Source organism: Actinocorallia sp. A-T 12471 (assembly GCF_033875155.1).
GTDB lineage: Bacteria > Actinomycetota > Actinomycetes > Streptosporangiales > Streptosporangiaceae > Actinocorallia.
In genome coordinates this window covers 64839-81210 of record NZ_JAWZTE010000005.1, presented here as the reverse complement: position 1 = coordinate 81210, position 16372 = coordinate 64839, and the positions used below count along the sequence as shown (strand labels likewise).

At 73.9% G+C, this 16372-nt stretch carries 10 protein-coding genes; 5 read left to right on the top strand and 5 right to left on the bottom strand.

Annotation, left to right across the window (positions count from 1 at the left end; translation table 11 throughout):
- Window positions 1-128 precede the first annotated feature (128 nt).
- The 4 genes from R9X44_RS15835 to R9X44_RS15820 are packed head-to-tail and all read left to right on the top strand — an operon-like array spanning window position 129 to window position 5501.
- Window positions 129-1376 (top strand): cytochrome P450, encoded by a 1248-nt coding sequence (locus R9X44_RS15835; RefSeq protein ID WP_319814919.1) that lies wholly within the window; start codon window positions 129-131, stop codon window positions 1374-1376.
- The gene (locus tag R9X44_RS15830) at window positions 1373-2956 is read left to right on the top strand and encodes a peroxidase family protein (protein WP_319814918.1); all 1584 of its coding nucleotides are present in this window, start codon (window positions 1373-1375) and stop codon (window positions 2954-2956) included. Before R9X44_RS15835 ends, R9X44_RS15830 begins: the two co-directional genes overlap by 4 nt.
- Window positions 2953-5103 (top strand): hypothetical protein, encoded by a 2151-nt coding sequence (locus R9X44_RS15825; protein ID WP_319814917.1) that lies wholly within the window; start codon window positions 2953-2955, stop codon window positions 5101-5103. The genes R9X44_RS15830 and R9X44_RS15825 overlap by 4 nt, the downstream gene beginning before the upstream one ends.
- On the top strand, window positions 5100-5501 hold the full coding sequence (locus R9X44_RS15820; protein WP_319814916.1) for a hypothetical protein: 402 nt from the start codon (window positions 5100-5102) through the stop codon (window positions 5499-5501). Before R9X44_RS15825 ends, R9X44_RS15820 begins: the two co-directional genes overlap by 4 nt.
- Before the next feature lie 52 nt (window positions 5502-5553).
- On the opposite strand, the gene R9X44_RS15815 is transcribed toward R9X44_RS15820, so the two are convergent.
- Entirely contained in the window at window positions 5554-6801 is a 1248-nt protein-coding gene (locus R9X44_RS15815) for an AI-2E family transporter (protein ID WP_319814915.1), read from the bottom strand.
- A gap of 187 nt (window positions 6802-6988) precedes the next feature.
- Here R9X44_RS15815 and R9X44_RS15810 point away from each other — a divergent pair, with 187 nt between their 5' ends.
- Window positions 6989-7531 carry a hypothetical protein gene (locus R9X44_RS15810; protein ID WP_319814914.1) on the top strand — a complete coding sequence of 181 codons (543 nt, stop codon included), beginning with the start codon at window positions 6989-6991 and terminating at the stop codon, window positions 7529-7531.
- Between the two features lie 3 nt (window positions 7532-7534).
- On the opposite strand, the gene R9X44_RS15805 is transcribed toward R9X44_RS15810, so the two are convergent.
- The 4 genes from R9X44_RS15805 to R9X44_RS15790 form a co-directional block, all read right to left on the bottom strand.
- On the bottom strand, window positions 7535-9946 hold the full coding sequence (locus R9X44_RS15805) for an ATP-binding protein (protein ID WP_319814913.1): 2412 nt from the start codon (window positions 9944-9946) through the stop codon (window positions 7535-7537).
- Between the two features lie 795 nt (window positions 9947-10741).
- On the bottom strand, window positions 10742-15043 hold the full coding sequence (locus R9X44_RS15800; protein WP_319814912.1) for a hypothetical protein: 4302 nt from the start codon (window positions 15041-15043) through the stop codon (window positions 10742-10744).
- 138 nt (window positions 15044-15181) lie between these two features.
- Window positions 15182-15616: an ATP-binding protein gene (locus tag R9X44_RS15795; RefSeq protein ID WP_319814911.1), complete on the bottom strand. Its 435-nt coding sequence runs from the start codon at window positions 15614-15616 to the stop codon at window positions 15182-15184.
- 526 nt (window positions 15617-16142) lie between these two features.
- Window positions 16143-16346, bottom strand: coding sequence for a DUF3040 domain-containing protein (locus R9X44_RS15790; protein WP_319814910.1), 204 nt, complete (start codon window positions 16344-16346; stop codon window positions 16143-16145).
- Between the last annotated feature and the right edge of the window lie 26 nt (window positions 16347-16372).

The following is a 16372-nucleotide window of genomic DNA, read 5'->3' as shown; positions in this document are numbered from 1 at the left end:
TCGGGGACAGGAATCACTCACCCTGAGAGGCGATTCGCGTACTCTGCGCGATATCTCCCTTGCTAGCGGCGCGATCTTCTGCCTACGCTGCGAGTCCGGCCGATCACTCCCCCTCGCGTGGAGGCCCGATGGACACCGACGGTTACCTCGCCAAGTACGACGCGCTCCAGCAGAGCGATCCCGGCGCCGCGCTCGCGCTGCTCGCGGGCTGGCTGCGCACCGACTGGCGGCCGCTGTTCGCCGAGCTGCGGGCCCGCAGACCCGTGCTCGTCACCCCGGCGTTCGCCCTCGTCACCCGGTTCGCCGACGTCACCGAGGTGCTGTCGCGGCCCGGCTCGTTCACCGTCGCGGCCTACGCGCCGCCGATGGAGGCCGCCCTCGGCTCGCCCAACATGCTGACGCGCGACGCGACGCCGCTCAACTGGCGCGAGAAGGGCCTCATGCAGGTCATGCTCGCGCCCGAGGACGTGCCGGCGCTGCGCGCCCTCACCGGGTCGCTCGCCGACGACGTCCTCGACAAGGCGGGCGGCTCACTCGACGTCGTCGCCGAGCTGTTCCGGGCGGTGCCGCTCGGGGTCTGCGCGCGTTACTTCGGCTTCCCCGGCCCCGACCAGGCGACGCTCTCGCGCTGGTCGCGCGCGGTGATGACCGACGTCACCGCCAACCTGCCCGGTGATCCAGCGGTGCGGGCGGCGTCGGTGGAGGCGGGCAAGGAGATGATGGCCTACCTGCGCGCGCTGGTCGCCGAGCGCAAGGCCGGCCCGGAGGGCTCCGACGTGCTCGGCAGGCTGGTGCGCACCCGGCTGCCCGCCGAACTCGGCTTCGACGACGAGCGCGTCGCGGTGAACACCGCGGCGCTGCTGCTCGGCTTCGTGGAGAACGCGGCGGGTTCGATGACTAACGTGCTCGGCCATCTGCTCGCGCATCCGCCGCTGCTCGCCCGTGCCGCTGAGGCGGCCCGCGATCCCGAGCGGTTCGAGCCGTTCGTCTGGGAGGCGCTGCGCTTCGACCCTTTCCTGAAGATGATCATCCGCTATCGGGCGCGGGACCATGTGCTCGCCTCCGGGGCGCACCTTCCGGGGGGCGGCCTTGTGCTCGCCTCGGTCGCGTCGGCGATGTTCGACGAGACCGCCGTCCCCGCGCCCGAGGAGTTCAGGCTCGACCGTCCGGCGCACGCCCAGCTGCACTTCGGGCACGGTCCGCACGGCTGCCTCGGGGTGCACGCGGGCCGCACCGTCATCGTGGAGACCCTGCGGCGGCTGCTGCTGCGGCCCGGTCTGCGGCCCGGGGGCGGGGTCCTGCGCGACCGCGGCGTCTTCCCCGACAGCCTCCCGCTGCACCTTGACGCCCCCGCGTGGAAGGAGCCTCGGGTATGAGCCGCCGCAGCGCGCGCGGGATCGCCTCCGACGGCGCGGTCAACCGCCTGCGCTTCCTCGCCCTCACCCACGCCAGGCCGCTGTGGCGGCTCGCCGAGACGTCGCCGCCGCTGCGGCGACGGCTGAACGCCACGCTCATCGACCAGGCGGTGCGCGAGATGCCCGCGCGCCCCGAACCGCTGAGCACCCTCGCCCCCTACGCCTCCTGGACGTCGCTGACCGACCGCACCTACGCCGGACGCCACCTGCCGCCGGTCGCGGACGCCGAGCGCGGACGTCCGTCGGTGGACAAGGCGGCGGATCTGTTCACCCGCGAAGGCCCGATGGACCCCTGCCCCCGGTCCACCGTGCTGTTCGCCTACTTCGCGCAGTGGTTCACCGACGGGTTCCTGCGCGGGGAGTCCACCGAGCCGCGCGACCCGCGGCGCAGCACCTCCAACCACGAGATCGACCTCAACCCGCTGTACGGGCTCGACGAGCGGGCCACCCACGCGATCCGCGCGCACGAGGGCGGCCTGTTGAAGAGCCAGCTCATCAACGGCGGCGAGTTCCCGCCGTACCTGTGCCAGAACGGTGAGGTCAAGCCGGAGTTCGCCGCGCTGTCCGCGGTGCGGATGGAGATGCTGCCGCCCGAGCGCCGCGACACCCTGTTCGCGCTGGGCGGCGACCGGGCGAACCTCCAGATCGGGTTCACCCTGATGACCGTGCTGTTCCTGCGCGAGCACAACCGGGTCGCGCGGCTGCTCGCCGAGCACAACCCGGGCTGGGACGACGAACGGCTGTTCCAGACCGCGCGCAACATCGTCATCGTGGAGGTCATCAGGATCGTTGTAGAGGAGTACATCAACCACATCACCCCGTACCACTTCCGGTTCCTGCTCGACCCGGGGCTCGGCCGCTCCCTGGCGCGGGCGCCCTGGCACCGGCAGAACTGGGCCTCGGTGGAGTTCAACCTCGTCTACCGCTGGCACAGCCTGATCCCCGGCTCCCTCGACGTCGGCGGGCGCGAGCTCCCCATGGCCCAGACCCTGTTCGGGAGCGCGTTGATCCCGGGCCCCGGCCTCGGCCGCCTGTTCGAGGACGCGTCCGAGCAGCGCGCGGGCAGGATCGGGCTGTTCAACACCGATCCCGCGCTGCGGGACGTCGAGGTGTCCTCCATCGCCGACGGACGCGCGCTCGGGCTCGCCGCCTACAACGACTACCGGGAGCACTGCCGCTTCCCGCGCGTGCGCCGCTTCGACCAGGTCTCCGGCGATCCGCGCGTCCACGAGGCGCTGGCCGACCTGTACGGAGACGTCGAGGACCTCGAGCTGTACGTGGGGCTGTTCGCCGAGGAGCCGGGGTCGGCAAGGGCGATCCTGCCACCGCTCCTCACCAAGATCATCGCCATCGACGCCTTCTCCCAGGCGCTCACCAACCCGCTGCTCGCCCCGCGCGTCGCCAACGCCGCGACGTTCACCCGGCTCGGAATGGAGATCATCGGCGGCACCCGGCGGCTGTCGGACGTCGTCCACCGCAACGTCCCGGAGGACCCCGGGCCGAGGTTCGTCAGCATGACCTGGCGGGGGGCCGCACCATGAGCGACCTCGAGGATGACGCCGACACCAGGCTCAGGACCGCGGCGCGCGAGCTCGCCGAGATCGCGCACACCCTGCGGGAGGCCGCGGGGCTGGCCACCGCGGTGCTCGGCGACCCCGCGCTCACCGCGTCACTGCGCCGCTCCCCCGGCAGCGGGCTCCGCGCGCACCGCGCACTGCTGCGCGCCGTCACCGACCGGCGCGGGCTCGGCTGGGCGGTCACCGGAGGGAGGGCCGGCACGCTCGGCGCGAAGCTCGGCGGCCTCGTGGAGGCGGGAAACCTCCCGATCCGGGTCATGACGACGTCGCTGCGGCTGCGAATCGCGGCCGTCGCGCGCGACCATCCCGAACTGGCCGACGACCCGCACCTGCGCAGGCTGCTCGACGCCGTCGCCGCCGACAGCGATCTCGCCGCCGGACGCGCGCTCTACGCGCTGGTCAAGGACCGGGGGGCGGCGAGCGCGCTGTCGGGCGTCGCGCCCGTCTTCGGGGAACTGCTGGCGCTGCGGGCGCTGCTCGACCGCAACCCGCTGAACGACGCCACGGCCTGGCTGATCGCCACGGGCATGGGCACCGCCACCGCCGATCCGCTCACCGGCATGAGCAACCGCGTCGTGGCGAGGCTCGACCGGGGCCGGGGCGCCGCCGTCCCCGTCGAGCCCGCGCCGCACGAGGCGGCCCGGCTCAGCGCCGACGGGTCGTTCTTCGACTACCTGGAAGATCTGCTGGTGATCAGGCCCACCGGGCGGGCGCTGGTGCTGACCGTGCGCGGGCCTGACGGCGTCGAACGGTACGTGGTGCTCGCGCCCGGGATGCGGATCGGCCGCCCGCAGACCGACCACCCGGCCGACCTCCTCGGCGCGTTCAGCAGCACGGTCATGGACTCCGGGCCCTACAGCAGGTCCCTTGCCGCCGCCATAGCCGAGTACGGCGTCCCCGAAGGGGCCCAGATCGCCTTCGTCGGGCACAGCGCGGGCGGCTCGGCGGTGATGAGCCTCGCCCAGGACCCCGAGTTCAACGCCAGACACGTCCTCACCGACGTGATCGCGATCGGCGCGCCGATCGACTTCAAGCAGCCGGCCTCGCCCACGACCCGCGTCTCCAGCGTCACCAACCAGCACGACATCATCCCGACCCTCGACGGCCAGGGCGCGGGCAACTGCTTCGCGCTGCACCCCGACTGGTACGTCGTCGACTACACCGACGGAACCCATCTCTTCCCCGCCTGCCACGCGCTCGAGCAGTACGCGGCGAACCTCCGCGACGACCTGCCCGAGGCGCGCGCCAGGCTTGAGGCGCAGCTCGCCGCCTACACCGGCCCGGTCGTCCGCCGCCGCCTCTACCGCCTGCTCGACCACGCGCCGGTGCCACCCGGCTTCCCGTTCCTCACCGTGCCCACCCACCGGGTGACGGGCCCGGCCGGGCCCGTCACGGTCCCGCTGCTCACCCGGGAGGCCACTGCCGTGTCGGCCTGGTTCGCCGTCCCGTCCGGGCCCGCGGCCGAACTGCTGAACGGAACGTCGCTGCTGCCGGTCGCCGTAGGGGCCCGCGCGCTCGCGGTCCTGCACCTGACCGACCACCGGGAGGGAACCCTCGGCCCCTACCGGGAGATCACGCTGAGCCTCGCCGTGCACTCGCCGCTGCGGCCGCACCGGCGCGCACTGGGCCGGGACGCACTGCGTCCGCCCGCGCTTCGGCACGCGGGCCTACGGCCGGTCGCCTCGCTCGTCACCACCCGCGAGGCGCTCGACGCCGCGGCGCTGTGGGCGCATCCCGTCCGGCTGGCCGAATCCGACATGACGGTCACCGCACGCTCGATCTCCGCCGCCGCGTCCGACGGGGGTCTTCCGCTGCTGTCCTTCGCCGGGCCCTTGGGCCCACGTGTTCCCGCGAGGGCGGCGGCGTGCGCTTCTTACACCGGAGAGGCGGCCGACCGTTCCGTCAGGCATGTCCTGGCTCGGGGTGCGGTCGCCCACCCGCTGGCGCAGGTCAGGCTGCACGTGAGCACCGCGACCCATCCTTTTGTCTCCGCGGCGCGTGCCCTTCACCTTGACGGCGTCCGTCCCCTGCTCGTCCGGGTCGCGCCGCGGGCCCGGCTGCGCCGGGACGCGCCGGCTCCCCTGCACGTCACCGTGGAGGCCCTCCGATGAGTTCCGCTCCCCTGTCCGCGCGCGCCGTCGAGTTGGGCGAGGCCGCCGCGTCCGTCGCCGAGTGCGCCGCCCGGCTGCGCGCCTTGGCCGCCCGGCTGCGCGCCGATCCCGCCGCACCGGCCTGGCTGGCCGCCGCCCTTGACGCCCATCTCACCGCCTGCACCATCGCCGCGCACCACCTCGCCGAGTCCTCCGCCCTCCTCATCAGCCACACCGCACAACAACCCTGTAAGCCCTTAAACCTCCGTCGGCTGCTCCGACTGAACCCCGCGACGGCCGGGGAGAAGAAGGCATCGGCGGGGGCCAGCTCGGACGCCCGCGCGGCCTCGTTGTGGGGGCGTCCCGGCAAGCCGTGCCGCGGTTCGCGGGACGGCACGCGCTGCGCGGATGTCCGCTGAGGCTCCGGTTCGCGGGGCGCTCCTGGGTGGGCGCGGGGATGGGCGGAAAGGGTCAGGGAGCGGGGGGTTCTTCGGGCGGACGGCCTGTGTCGGGGTCCTGCGACGGTGCCGGGCCTGGCTCGGGGTCTTGTGGGCGCGTGGAGTCCGGGTCCTCGGCTCGCTGCGAGGTCTGGTCCGGGTCGGGCGGCGGCTTGGGGTGAGCCGTCGGATCCGTGGTCGGGTGGTGGTTGTGCGGGGTGGGCGTGGTGAGGGGGTGGTCCTCGACCTTGTAGCGGCGGACATAGGTGGTGAGGAAGGCTTGGAGGGTCGCGCCCGCGGGCAGGGCGAGGACCGCGCCGGGAGCGCCAAGCAGGGACGCGCCGGCGATGACGAGGCCGAACGCGACAGCCGGGTGCATGTCCATGCTCGCGGCGGTGACCTTCGGCTGCAGCACGTAGTTCTCGAACTGCTGGTAGGCGATGATGAACAGGAGCACCCACAGCGCCGTCGAGGGGCGCTGGGCAAGCGCGACGAGCACGGGCACCGCGCCCGCGATGTAGGTGCCGACGGTCGGGATGAACTGCGACACGAGGCCGACGAAGAGCGCGAGGGTGATCGCGTTGGGGACGCCGAGGAACTGCAGCGCGAAGAAGTGCGCGACGGCCGAGAAGATCGCCAGGACGAGGCGGGAGTACAGGTAGCCGCCGGTCTTGGTGATGGCGATCTCCCAGGCGCGCAGGACCTCGCGCTGCCTGGCGGGCGGCAGGACCGCGCAGACGGTGCGCCGGAAGCGCGGCCCGTCGGCGCACAGGTAGAAGGTGAACAGCGCGACGCCGAAGGACTGGAAGAGGATCGAGGCCGCGCCGGTGCCGATGCCCCACACGTTGCCCGCCACCGAGGTGAAGTAGCGGTCGATGTTGGAGCGGACGTTCAGCAGCTCGTCGGTGATGTCGGACGTCGACAGGTCGAGCCGGAACGTGTGGTTCGCCCAGCCGATGATGGCGTTCGCGCGGGCCGGGAAGTCGTTGACGAGGTTCTGGGCCTGCTCGACGAGCAGGCTGCCGAGCAGCGCGACGAACGCCGCGAACGCCGCGAGCAGCAGCAGGAAGATCAGCCCGGTGGACAGGCCGCGCGGCCAGCCGAGCGCGGCGAGCCGGTTCACCGCGGGTTCGATCGCGAACGACAGGAACAGCGAGACGAGAAGGAGGATCAGCAGGCCCTGGAGGCGTTCGAGTACCCACAGCCCGGCGAGGAAGCCGAGCACCGTGAGCGCCGCCAGCGCGAAGGCCCGCGGCAGCCAGACCGGCATCCGCTTGTCCATCTGTCCAACCTAACCCGGCGGTCTTGGCGGTATCGGGACCGACCCCGGCAACTCCCCGCGCGGGCGTCGGCGATTGCCTACAGTGGGCGTTCGTCATGCTTTGGTGGTGGACCCGGCTACCGGGCGGCGATGGGCGGTACGGGAGGATGTGTGCCCCGCCGTCGCCATGACCGGGGAAGGAGCACAGGTGAATCGCCGACTGCTGCGCGTGGGCGTGCGGCTGCACCCGGAGAAGGGCATGTTCCGCGTCCACGACCTGGGATCGGACCCGTCGAGCCTCCAGGCGCCGCCGCCTCCCGGCACGGCCCTGGTGAGCGTCGGCTACGACCAGATGTGGGTCGGCAGCCTCCAGGACGACGTCGCCATCACGCTCCTGCTCGAGGAGTGGGACGCCGAGCCGCCGTCGTCGCCGGGGCCGTGGGAGCAGGAGGCGTTCAGCGAGCTGTACCTGCGCGGGGCCGTCGCGGTGGCGACCGCCACCGGCGAACCCGTGCTGCACGGGGTCCGCCTGACGGGCGGGGTGGGCCGTTACCATCTTGCGGTCCGCGCCAGGCACCGCGCCGAGATCGCCCGCCTGTACGACGATCTGCTCGACAGGTTCCGCGACGGTTTCAACGCCGAGTTCCAGGCCGCGTTGAGGGCGTTGGAGGGGGTCGAGCACTACCTCGTGCAGATCTGGCCGGTTCAGCCGACCGGCCCGCTGCGCGTGGTCGTCGACTCCCCGATCTGAGGCTCAGGGGGTGGGCCTCGGGGCCCGCTCGGTCAGGTCGGAGCAGATCGAGCGTGCGCCGAGGTCGAAGTCGCTGGGGGTGGCGACGCACGCCGCGGCGGCCGGTGACCCGGTGCCCTTGGCCGCCTCGATGCGCTCACGCGTCATGGTGATCGTGCAGGTCTTGGCGAGGGGTCCGGCGTCGCAGCCGTACCAGACGGGGGTCCGGTCGATCGCTGCGTCCTCGAGGTAGCGGCCCTTCGCGGGGATCTGACCGCTGACCGTGGCGGTGAGGGTGACGCTCTGGCCGACGGCCAGAGGGAACTCGCCGCAGCGGCGTCTGCCGGTGATGGGGTCGGTCTCGCCGATCTCGTCGGTGTCGTGGCGGCACACGACGGGCGCGCCCTTGATCTCCACCCGCCACTGGGTGGGCGCGCGGAGGGTGACCAGGCCGGTCGGGCCGCCCTGCGCCGTTGCGTTGTTCGCGGTGAGCGCCTCGCACTCCTGGCGTGCCGCGGCGTCGCGCGGGCCGCTCGTGGTGGCGCAGACGACGTGGTCGCGCCGGGCGGTCACGGTGCACGTGGACGCGGCGGGACCCTCGTCGCAGCCCCAGTACCGCAGCGCGACGCCCCGGGTGGCGCGGTCGCCCACCGAGACGGGCGTGGGCTCGTCCTTCTCGGCCTTCAGGAGGGTCGTGCAGGCGGTCCCCTTGTCGCCCGGCGAGCACGCGGGCGCGCCGGGAAGCGTCACCGAGACGACGTCGCTGCGGACCGTCAGCCGGACCGGCACCGTGTCGGAGGACGCGGCGCTCACCCCGGCGTAGCCGCCCGCGATCGCCGCGACGGCGAGCCCTCCGGCGAGGAGGAGTTTGAAGCGGCGTCCCGACCCGGGCACCGCGTGGCGCGCCCTGCCGCCGCCCGTGCGGCGCGGTGCGGGGGCGGGCTCCTCGCGGGGCTCGGCGGGCCGCGGTCTGACGGGCTCGGCGCGGGCCTGCCGCTTGGGCTCCGGCGGCGTGGGCTCGGCGTGCAGGTCGGCGACGGACGCGCCGTGCCGCAGCGCCTCGCGGGCGTCGTCGGTGAGGCCCGCGCCGACGGGGTCGCCGAGCTCACGCCACAGGACCGCAGCCGCCGCGAGCGCGGACGCCGACGCGGCGCGGCGTCCGCTGAGCAGCAGCCGGACGCCGTCCTCGTGCAGCAGGTGCGCGAGGGTGCGGCGGTCTCCGGCGCGCTCGGCGGCGGCCTTGCCCTGCTCAAGGACGCGTCCCCACGCGCCGAGCCGCAGCGAGCGGGCGGCTCCCGCGCACGCCGCGTGGGCCAGCAGGCCGCCGGACTCGGGGTCGCCGGTGCGGGAGGCCGCGGCGACCACGGCGGCGATGAGGTCGGCGTGCGCGGCGACGTCCTGCGGGGTGCGGTCCGGCGCGCCGGCCCACGCGCGCAGCACGCGCGCGGTGGCGCGGATGTCGGACGCGCCGGGGTTGGGGGCGGCGACCGGGCCTGGCGCGACCCGGTAGCCGTCGCTCGTCTCGACGGCCAGGCCCATTCTCGTGAGCCTTTCCGCGCCGGACGAGCCGAGCGGGACGAGGTCGTCGAGCACCTCGGGGCGGACCGCGCCGCAGCCGGGCAGCGCGAGCAGGGTCAGGACGCGCGACGTCGACTCGTCAAGTGACTCGATGAGGGCGGGGACCAGGTCGGCGACCCGTCCGGGCGGGGGCAGTTCGCCAGAGACCGTGCTCGCGGCGGCGCGCAGCAGCGCCAGCGGCTCGCCCGCGGTGGCGCGCCACAGCGCTTCGGCGGCGGCCGCCTCGGTGTCGCCCGGGTCGCGGCCCAGCACGCCGCGCAGGAGTGCCAGGGCGGACGCGCGGTCGAGGCCCTCGAGCTTCAGGACCGCCTCGTCGTCAAGGGGTGAGCGGGCGGTGCCGGAGAAGATGACCGAGCCCGACGGGACCGCGTCGAGGAGCCGGTCCACCGCGCCGGGCGCGAGGTCGTCGACGATCAGGCGGACCGGGACGTCGGCGAGCAGCTTGCGCGCCTCGGCCTCGGCGGGGCGGTGGCCCGGGGCGTCGAAGCACGCCTCGAACACGTCCTGGAGCAGGTCGCCGGTGTCGCGGCCGGTCGCGTCGAGGTAGACGAGGCCGGTGCCGCCGTGCAGGTGCGCGGCCTTGCGCAGCAGGCTGCTCTTGCCGACGCCCGCGCCGCCGCGCACGTGCAGGGTCTGCCCCGCCTCGATCGCGCGGACGAGCGCCGTGGCCTCGCCGTCACGGCCGTAGAGGAGAAGCGGAGCCTTGGGGAGGTTCCCAGTGATCGCGCGCAGCCTCGTCGGGGGTTGCTCGCCTTCGGGCAGGACGGCGACCTTCGACCCCTCGGCCGACACCGTCACCATGTGCTCGCCGAAGACCATCGGCACGCCGACTCCCCGCACACTCTTCACGCCGCCCATCAGCCCTCCGGAGGGTAGGAGAAACACAGGAGAAACCGCGCGGAATATCCAGCCCCTCATCCGTCCATAAAGGGCAGTCCGTCCACCTGACCCGCGCACGCCCGGCTCGGACGTGCCCAGAGAATAAGCCGCCCCTCACCTCCAGATCCCCCCTTTTCCACTTTTGATCTGCCCGCAAAATTCCTACCTACGACACCACCGCAATTGCCTCAAACCACAGAAACCGCCAATTCCGGCCACCCGGAGGACCCGCTCCACGCAGGACATATAGCCGACAGACCCCGGACGCGCACCGCCGTCGCCGCGCTCCGGGGGCCACATCGCGACACGCCCGGCGGGACCAACCAGACCAAACCGACTAATCTTCCCTAGGCCACAGTTCGGGAATGCCCAGAGGAACGTGATGCCAAAGAATAAGAAAGACTAACCTGACAAATATCAACTAAGCCGCATTCCGGGCAACTGTAACACCCGTAACATGTGCGAATCCGGGTCGGCGGGCGGGCCGCCTGGGGCGGGGGCTCCGATTTGGCCGCGCACGACGCGGGCGGCGCGAGGTCGTGCGGCACCGGCAACCCGACCGCGCGCCGGACGGCGAGCCCGCCGAACCCGACCGGATGAGTGCCGAGGCATCATGGCTCGTGCCGCTCAGGTCGCCGTTCGGCGGTGGGCGCACGGGCACAGCGCGCCGCCCGTGCTGCGCAGCGGGGGGCTCGCCCGTTCGTCCGTGGGCGCACGGGCACTGCGGTGGGCAACCCCTGCGCACGGGGTCGGGCCGGGGTCTTGGGGTCGGGGTCAGCGGGGGAGTTCGGAGGCTATGCCGGTGACGTCCTGGGGGGTGAGGCGGAAGCCGGGGTCGCCGAGGACGGAGAGGGTGTCGTCGGCGGTGCCCAGGTGGCGGGTGCAGGCGCGGTCGAGGAACGCCTCGACAAGGCGGGCGTTGACGAGCCTGCCGCGCCCGCCGAGCTGGGCGAACTCGCCCCGGATGATCCGCCATGCCTCGTCGTCGATGGTGACGAAGCGTTCGGCGGCCAGGAGGGCGAGGAGGTTGAGGCGGACCTCGTCCTTGTCCAGGTCGGGCAGGCGGACCGTGCGGAAGTCGGTGATGAGTTCGGGGTGGGCGGCGGCGAACTCCTCGAAGCGCTCGGGCCGGACCGAGGCGATGAGGGTAGTCGTGGTGACGCCCTCGGCCCGGACCCGGTAGAGGGCGCGGGCGTAGGCGTCGCCCTGGCCGTCATCAAAGACGAGCTCGTCAAGGCCCTCGAGGAGGACGGTCTCGCCGGCGTGCGCGTCGAGGACGGCGGTCAGGCCGTCGGGGCCCGCCTCGCGGACCTGCTCGAGGTGCAGGTTCCGCAGCCTGTCGCCGCTGAAGCCGACGTCGGAAAGCGCGCGCGCGATCATCCTGCCGAGACGGCGCTGTCCGGTGGACGGCGCGCCGACGAGCAGGACCGCGGGGGCCGACGCGCTGGAGACCTCCTGGCCGCGCAGCTGCTGCGCCCACTTGCCTCGGCGGCGGACCTCGGTGAGCATCCGCTCGATGTCGTCCGCGCCGCACAGGAACCTGATGCCGTATGCCTCCACGACGGTTCCGCCCGAGGGCGCGGCCTGCTGCCCGTGCGCGTCGGACGGCCGCGCCTGCGGCGGCGCGGGCGGCGCCTGCCCGGCGAAGGTCGGCAGGTACGGGGCCGTGCCGTCCGGGACCTGGCCCGATCCGGTGAACTCGGGCCGGTACGGCGCGGTCGCGTCGACCTGTCCGGCCTGCGCGCCGGAGGACACGGGCTGCCCGTAGGCGTCGTACGCCTGGGCCTCCCCTTCCCGCCCCGACGCGCCGCTCCCGACCAACTGCCCGTAGGCGTCGTAAACGGGCTCAGCGCCCTGCCCTGACGGGTCGTAGGGCGGGATCCCGCTGCTCTCGGAAGCGGCGTGCCCGTGGGCGGGCTGCGCGGAGGGGTCGTAAGGCGGGATACCGCCGCCCTGTCCGGACGCGGGCCGCGCCGACGGGTCGTAAGGCGGAACGCCGCCCTCGGAGCCGTGGCCGTGTGCGGGCGACGCCGTCGGGTCGAAGGGCGGGGCCGCGCCGCCTCCGGCGGAGCCGTGGCCGGGACGCGCGGACGGGTCGTAAGGCGGCGGGACCGCTCCCTGCCCGGAGGCGGGACGCGCGGACGCGTCGTAGGGCGGCGGCGCGCCGGCCTCGGAGCCGTGCCCGTGGACGGGTGAAGCTGACGGGTCGTACGGCGGGACCGCGCCGCCGGAGAGGGGCTGCGCGGAGGCGTCGAAGGGCGGGACCGCGCCGCCCGGCCGCGCCGACGGGTCGAACGGCGGCGGCGCGCCGCCCTCACCGTGCGCGGGAGAGGTGGAGCCGTAGGGCGGCACCGCGTTGCCCTGCCCGGGGACCGGCCGCGCGGACGGGTCGTAGGGCGGGACCGCGTTGTTCTCCCCAGCACCCTGACCGTGGGCGGGCGAAGCCGAGCCGAACGGCGGGACCGCGTTACCCTGCCCGGAGGGACGGGCCGAGGGGTCGTAAGGCGGGATCGCCCCTGCCTCAGAAGCGCCCTGTCCCTGGGCGGGCGAGCCGTAGGCACCACCGTGGTCCGAAACGGGCCGCGCTGAGGGGTCGAACGGCGGCAGCGCGCCGCCCTCGGAAGCGCTTTGCGCCTGACCGGAGGACGCGGGCGACCCGTAACCGCCCTGATCCGAGACCGGCCGCGCGGACGGGTCGAAGGGCGGGGGCGCGCCGCCGTCAGCAGCGCCCTGCGCCTGACCGGAGGACGCGGCCGAACCGTAACCGCCCTGATCCGAGGCAGGGCGCGCGGACGGGTCGAACGGCGGCGGCGCGCCGCCGCTTTGTGCCTGAGCGGAGGGCGCGGGCGAACCGTAAGCGCCCTGGTCCGAGGCGGGACGCGCGGAGGGGTCGAAGGGCGGGGGCGCGCTCGCGTCGGAGCCGCCGTGGCCGTAAGCCGGGGACGCGTAAGGCGCGGCATCGCCGCCCTGTGCCGAGGGGGCGTAGGGCGAAGACGCGCCGCCCTCCGAAGCGCCCTGCCCGGGCGAGCCGTAGGGCGGGGCCTCGCTGGCGTGTGCGGAAGCGGGCCGTGCGGAGGGGTCGTAAGGCGCGCCTGCGTCCGGAGTCGCCTGGCCGTAGGGCGCGAAGGGCGAGGCTTCGCCGCCCTGGGCGGAGCCGGGACGTGCGGAAGCGTCGAAGGGCGGGGGCGCGCCGCCTTCGGAGCTGCCCTGGCCGTAGCCTGCGGGTGAGCCGTAGGCCGGGACTTCGCTGCCGTGCGCCGAGGCGGGGCGGGAAGACGGGTCGTAAGGCGGGGGCGCGGTGCCCTCCGAAGGGCCCTGGACGTGGGAGGACGCGGGTGCGCCGTAGGGCGGGGGTGCGTTGCCTTCCGGAGTTCCCTGGCCGTAGGGCGAGGGGGCGTTGCCTTCGGAGCCGCCCTGGCCGTAGGGCGTGGGTGCGCCGTGTTGCGGGGGCTCGGCGGCGTGTGCGGAGGCGGGTGCGCCGGACGCGTCGAAGGGTGAGGAGCCGGACTCCGACGTGCCCTGGCCGTGGGGTGCGGGCTGGGAGGGGGAGGCGAAGGGGTTGGAGGGGGGAAGGGTGCCGGGGCGGGTAGCGAAGGGGTCGTCGTCGTGGGGCAGGGGGGCCGGGGAGGGCGGGGGCGCGGAAGGCGGAGTCGCGGGGGTGGGGTTGGACTGGGTCGCGCCGCGTTCGTCGGCGAGGTGGCGGCGGGCCGCGTTGATGATCTCCCAGGCGGAGGGTTCGCCGGTGCTCTTGGGGCGGCTGAGGGCCGGGGTGCCGAGTTCTGCGGCGCAGGCGGCGGGGACGATGAACTCGAGGTGCTGCGGGGCGGTCTGGGCGAGGCGGCAGGCCGTCATGGCGAGCGTGTGGGTGAGGGCGAGGAGCGCGCGGACCTTGCCCGCGTCGGTGCTGCTGAGGCCCGGTGGCAGCCGGACGCCCTGCGGGAACAGCTCGCGCAGCGGGTGCTGTGCCTGGGCGAGGACCTCCTGGACGGTGCGCGCGGACTCCGGGTCGAGCCAGGGCAGGACGGCGGGGACCGCCTGCGGGATCGTCTGGAGGTCGGCGGCGAACACCGCGGCCGCGGCGCGGCGCAGCTCGGCGGGAGGCCGTGAGGTGCCTTCGGTGAGGTCTCCGTACAGCAGAGCGAGGTCGTACAAGGCGAGCCGCAGGTACTCCCCGGGGGACGCCTCGCGCACGATGGGCGCCGCGTACTCGGCGGGGCAGCGCCGCAGCCACTCCTTGGCGACGGTCGGCGCGCCGTAGGCCATGGCCTGCTGGTCGGCCTGGACGTACTGGAGGGTGGTCGCGCAGATGGCGGCGAGCGCGGACGCGCCGGGCTGGAAGGCGCGGTCGGTGGCGAGGGCCGCGGCGAGTTCGCCCATCATCCTGACGACGAAGGCCGCGCCGACGGGGTCGCGCGCGCCGAGCCTGTCGGTGTAGTAGACGGCCAGGCGGGTGAGGTCGGGCGCGATCATCCAGCGCAGGTGGTGGGCCTGGACTGTCAGGTAGGGCGCGAACATGGCGACGAGCGGGTGTTCGCCCAGCACAACGGGGGTGCCCGCGCTGAACAGCACCGCGCCCCACAGGGCGGCGACGGTCGTGGGGGTGCCCGGCTGGAACGCGGGGTCCTGCATCGCGAACTGCTGCGGGTCGACCGCGATCGCGGTGACGAGGGTCTGCTGCACCCGTGCGACGAGTTCGGCGGACGGCCCCTCGGACAGGAGTCCCGCGCCGGCCATGAGCCCCGCGCCGATGTCGTGACCTGTCGGGATGAGCTGGGGCGGAACCGGCGGGTTGCCCACTCCTGGCGGCGCGGGTGCGAGGACGCGGCGCTGGGCGAGGTCGGCGGGCGGCGGGCTCGGGTGCCAGTGGCCGTCGAGGCCGCAGCGGTACCAGCGGCCCCATGCCCCGTACAGCCACCACTCCCCCGGCCCGGCCAGGAGCCGGGAGACGACCTGTTCGGCCCGCTGCTGCGGCGCGGCGGTCTGCCACCACGCCGAGGAGGTCATCGCGCGGACGTCGGCCTCTGCCTTGGCGAAGGGGTCATCTGCGGGGGCGCCGCCGGAGGTCTGCCAGTTCACACTTTCGGATCCTAGTCGGGTTCGGCGACGCTTCGCCGGGCCCGGGAGCAGCCTCCCGCCCCTCCGTGCACACCCCCTCCCCGAAGACTCCGTTCCCGCGACGGGCCCGTGCCGCTCCCCCGGGCGGGCCCTTGCGGGTCAGGACGCGAGACTGCTCAGGACCCGCGTGAACCAGACGGTCTTGCCGTGCGGCTCGGTCCGGCATCCGGAGTCGGCCGCGAGGGCGGCGACGAGCAGGAGCCCGCGTCCGTCCTCGGCGTCGAATTCGCGTTCGCTGCGCGGCTCTGGCGGTGCCTCGAAGGACTCGTCGGTGATCTCGCCGCGCAGGAGGAGTCCCTCGAGCAACAGGCAGAGATGGATCGGCCCCTTGCCGTGCACGACGGCGTTGGCCACGAGTTCGTCGACCATGAGGACGACCTCGTCGATGTCGGACTGGTCGGGTACCCGCCAGGCCGCCAACTCCCCCCGAGTGAGTTCCCGTGCCCTGCCCGGTGCGCGCAGGTCCGGGGACAACTCCCATGCCGCGGCGCGGGCGTCGGACCTGCCGACCAAACCCAGGCGCGGTGCTTCCACTGCCCGTCTCCTCCCGTACGACGTGCGTTGCGATGGCGGCCGAGGCCCCCCGGCCCTCATCTTCGGATGTTCCCCCTCCGGCGACGGAAAATTGCCGTCCGGCGACGGTATGGCCGAAACGGCACTGTTTCGTGCCGGGTCCGCGTCATGTCCGGCCGGGAGTTGACGTTCCGGCAATGGCCCCTCCTCGCTGGATAACCGGTATATCTCTACATTTGCGACGCCCCAGGCCGCGCCCCGGAGTACGTGACGCGTATCACAGCGCGCAGAAACGCCCCGGAAGCGGGACGGGAGGGGCGCGGTGCGCGGGACACCCGACGGGAGCCGTTAAGCTTGCTGTGCCGGTGTGGCCAGTGTCCCCGGGCCGCATCTAAAGCCTTCACGGAATACCGTTCGGCTGGAGCCGTGTTGTGCCATCCGCCGAGAGGCGACCACCACACCGGCACTTAAGCACCACGAAGGCCCCGGCGCTCAGCGCCGGGGCCTTCGCCGCGTCCCGTCCCTCCTCGAGGCGGGCGCGGGCGGTTCAGGTGAAGAACACCGCGATGGCCGTGCCCACCGCGGACACCAGGCCGAGTACCGCGATCACCACGGCGGCCGCGATCCGCCGTGCTCTGGTCCGGCGCGCCCTGCCGAACCTCTCCAACCTCTGGGCCAGGGCGGGGTCCTCCCGGCTGAGCCGGGAGGCGATCTCGGTCAGGATTCGCTCTTCGTCCATCGAGAGAGCCATCGCGCACCTCCGGGGGTCATTGGGGT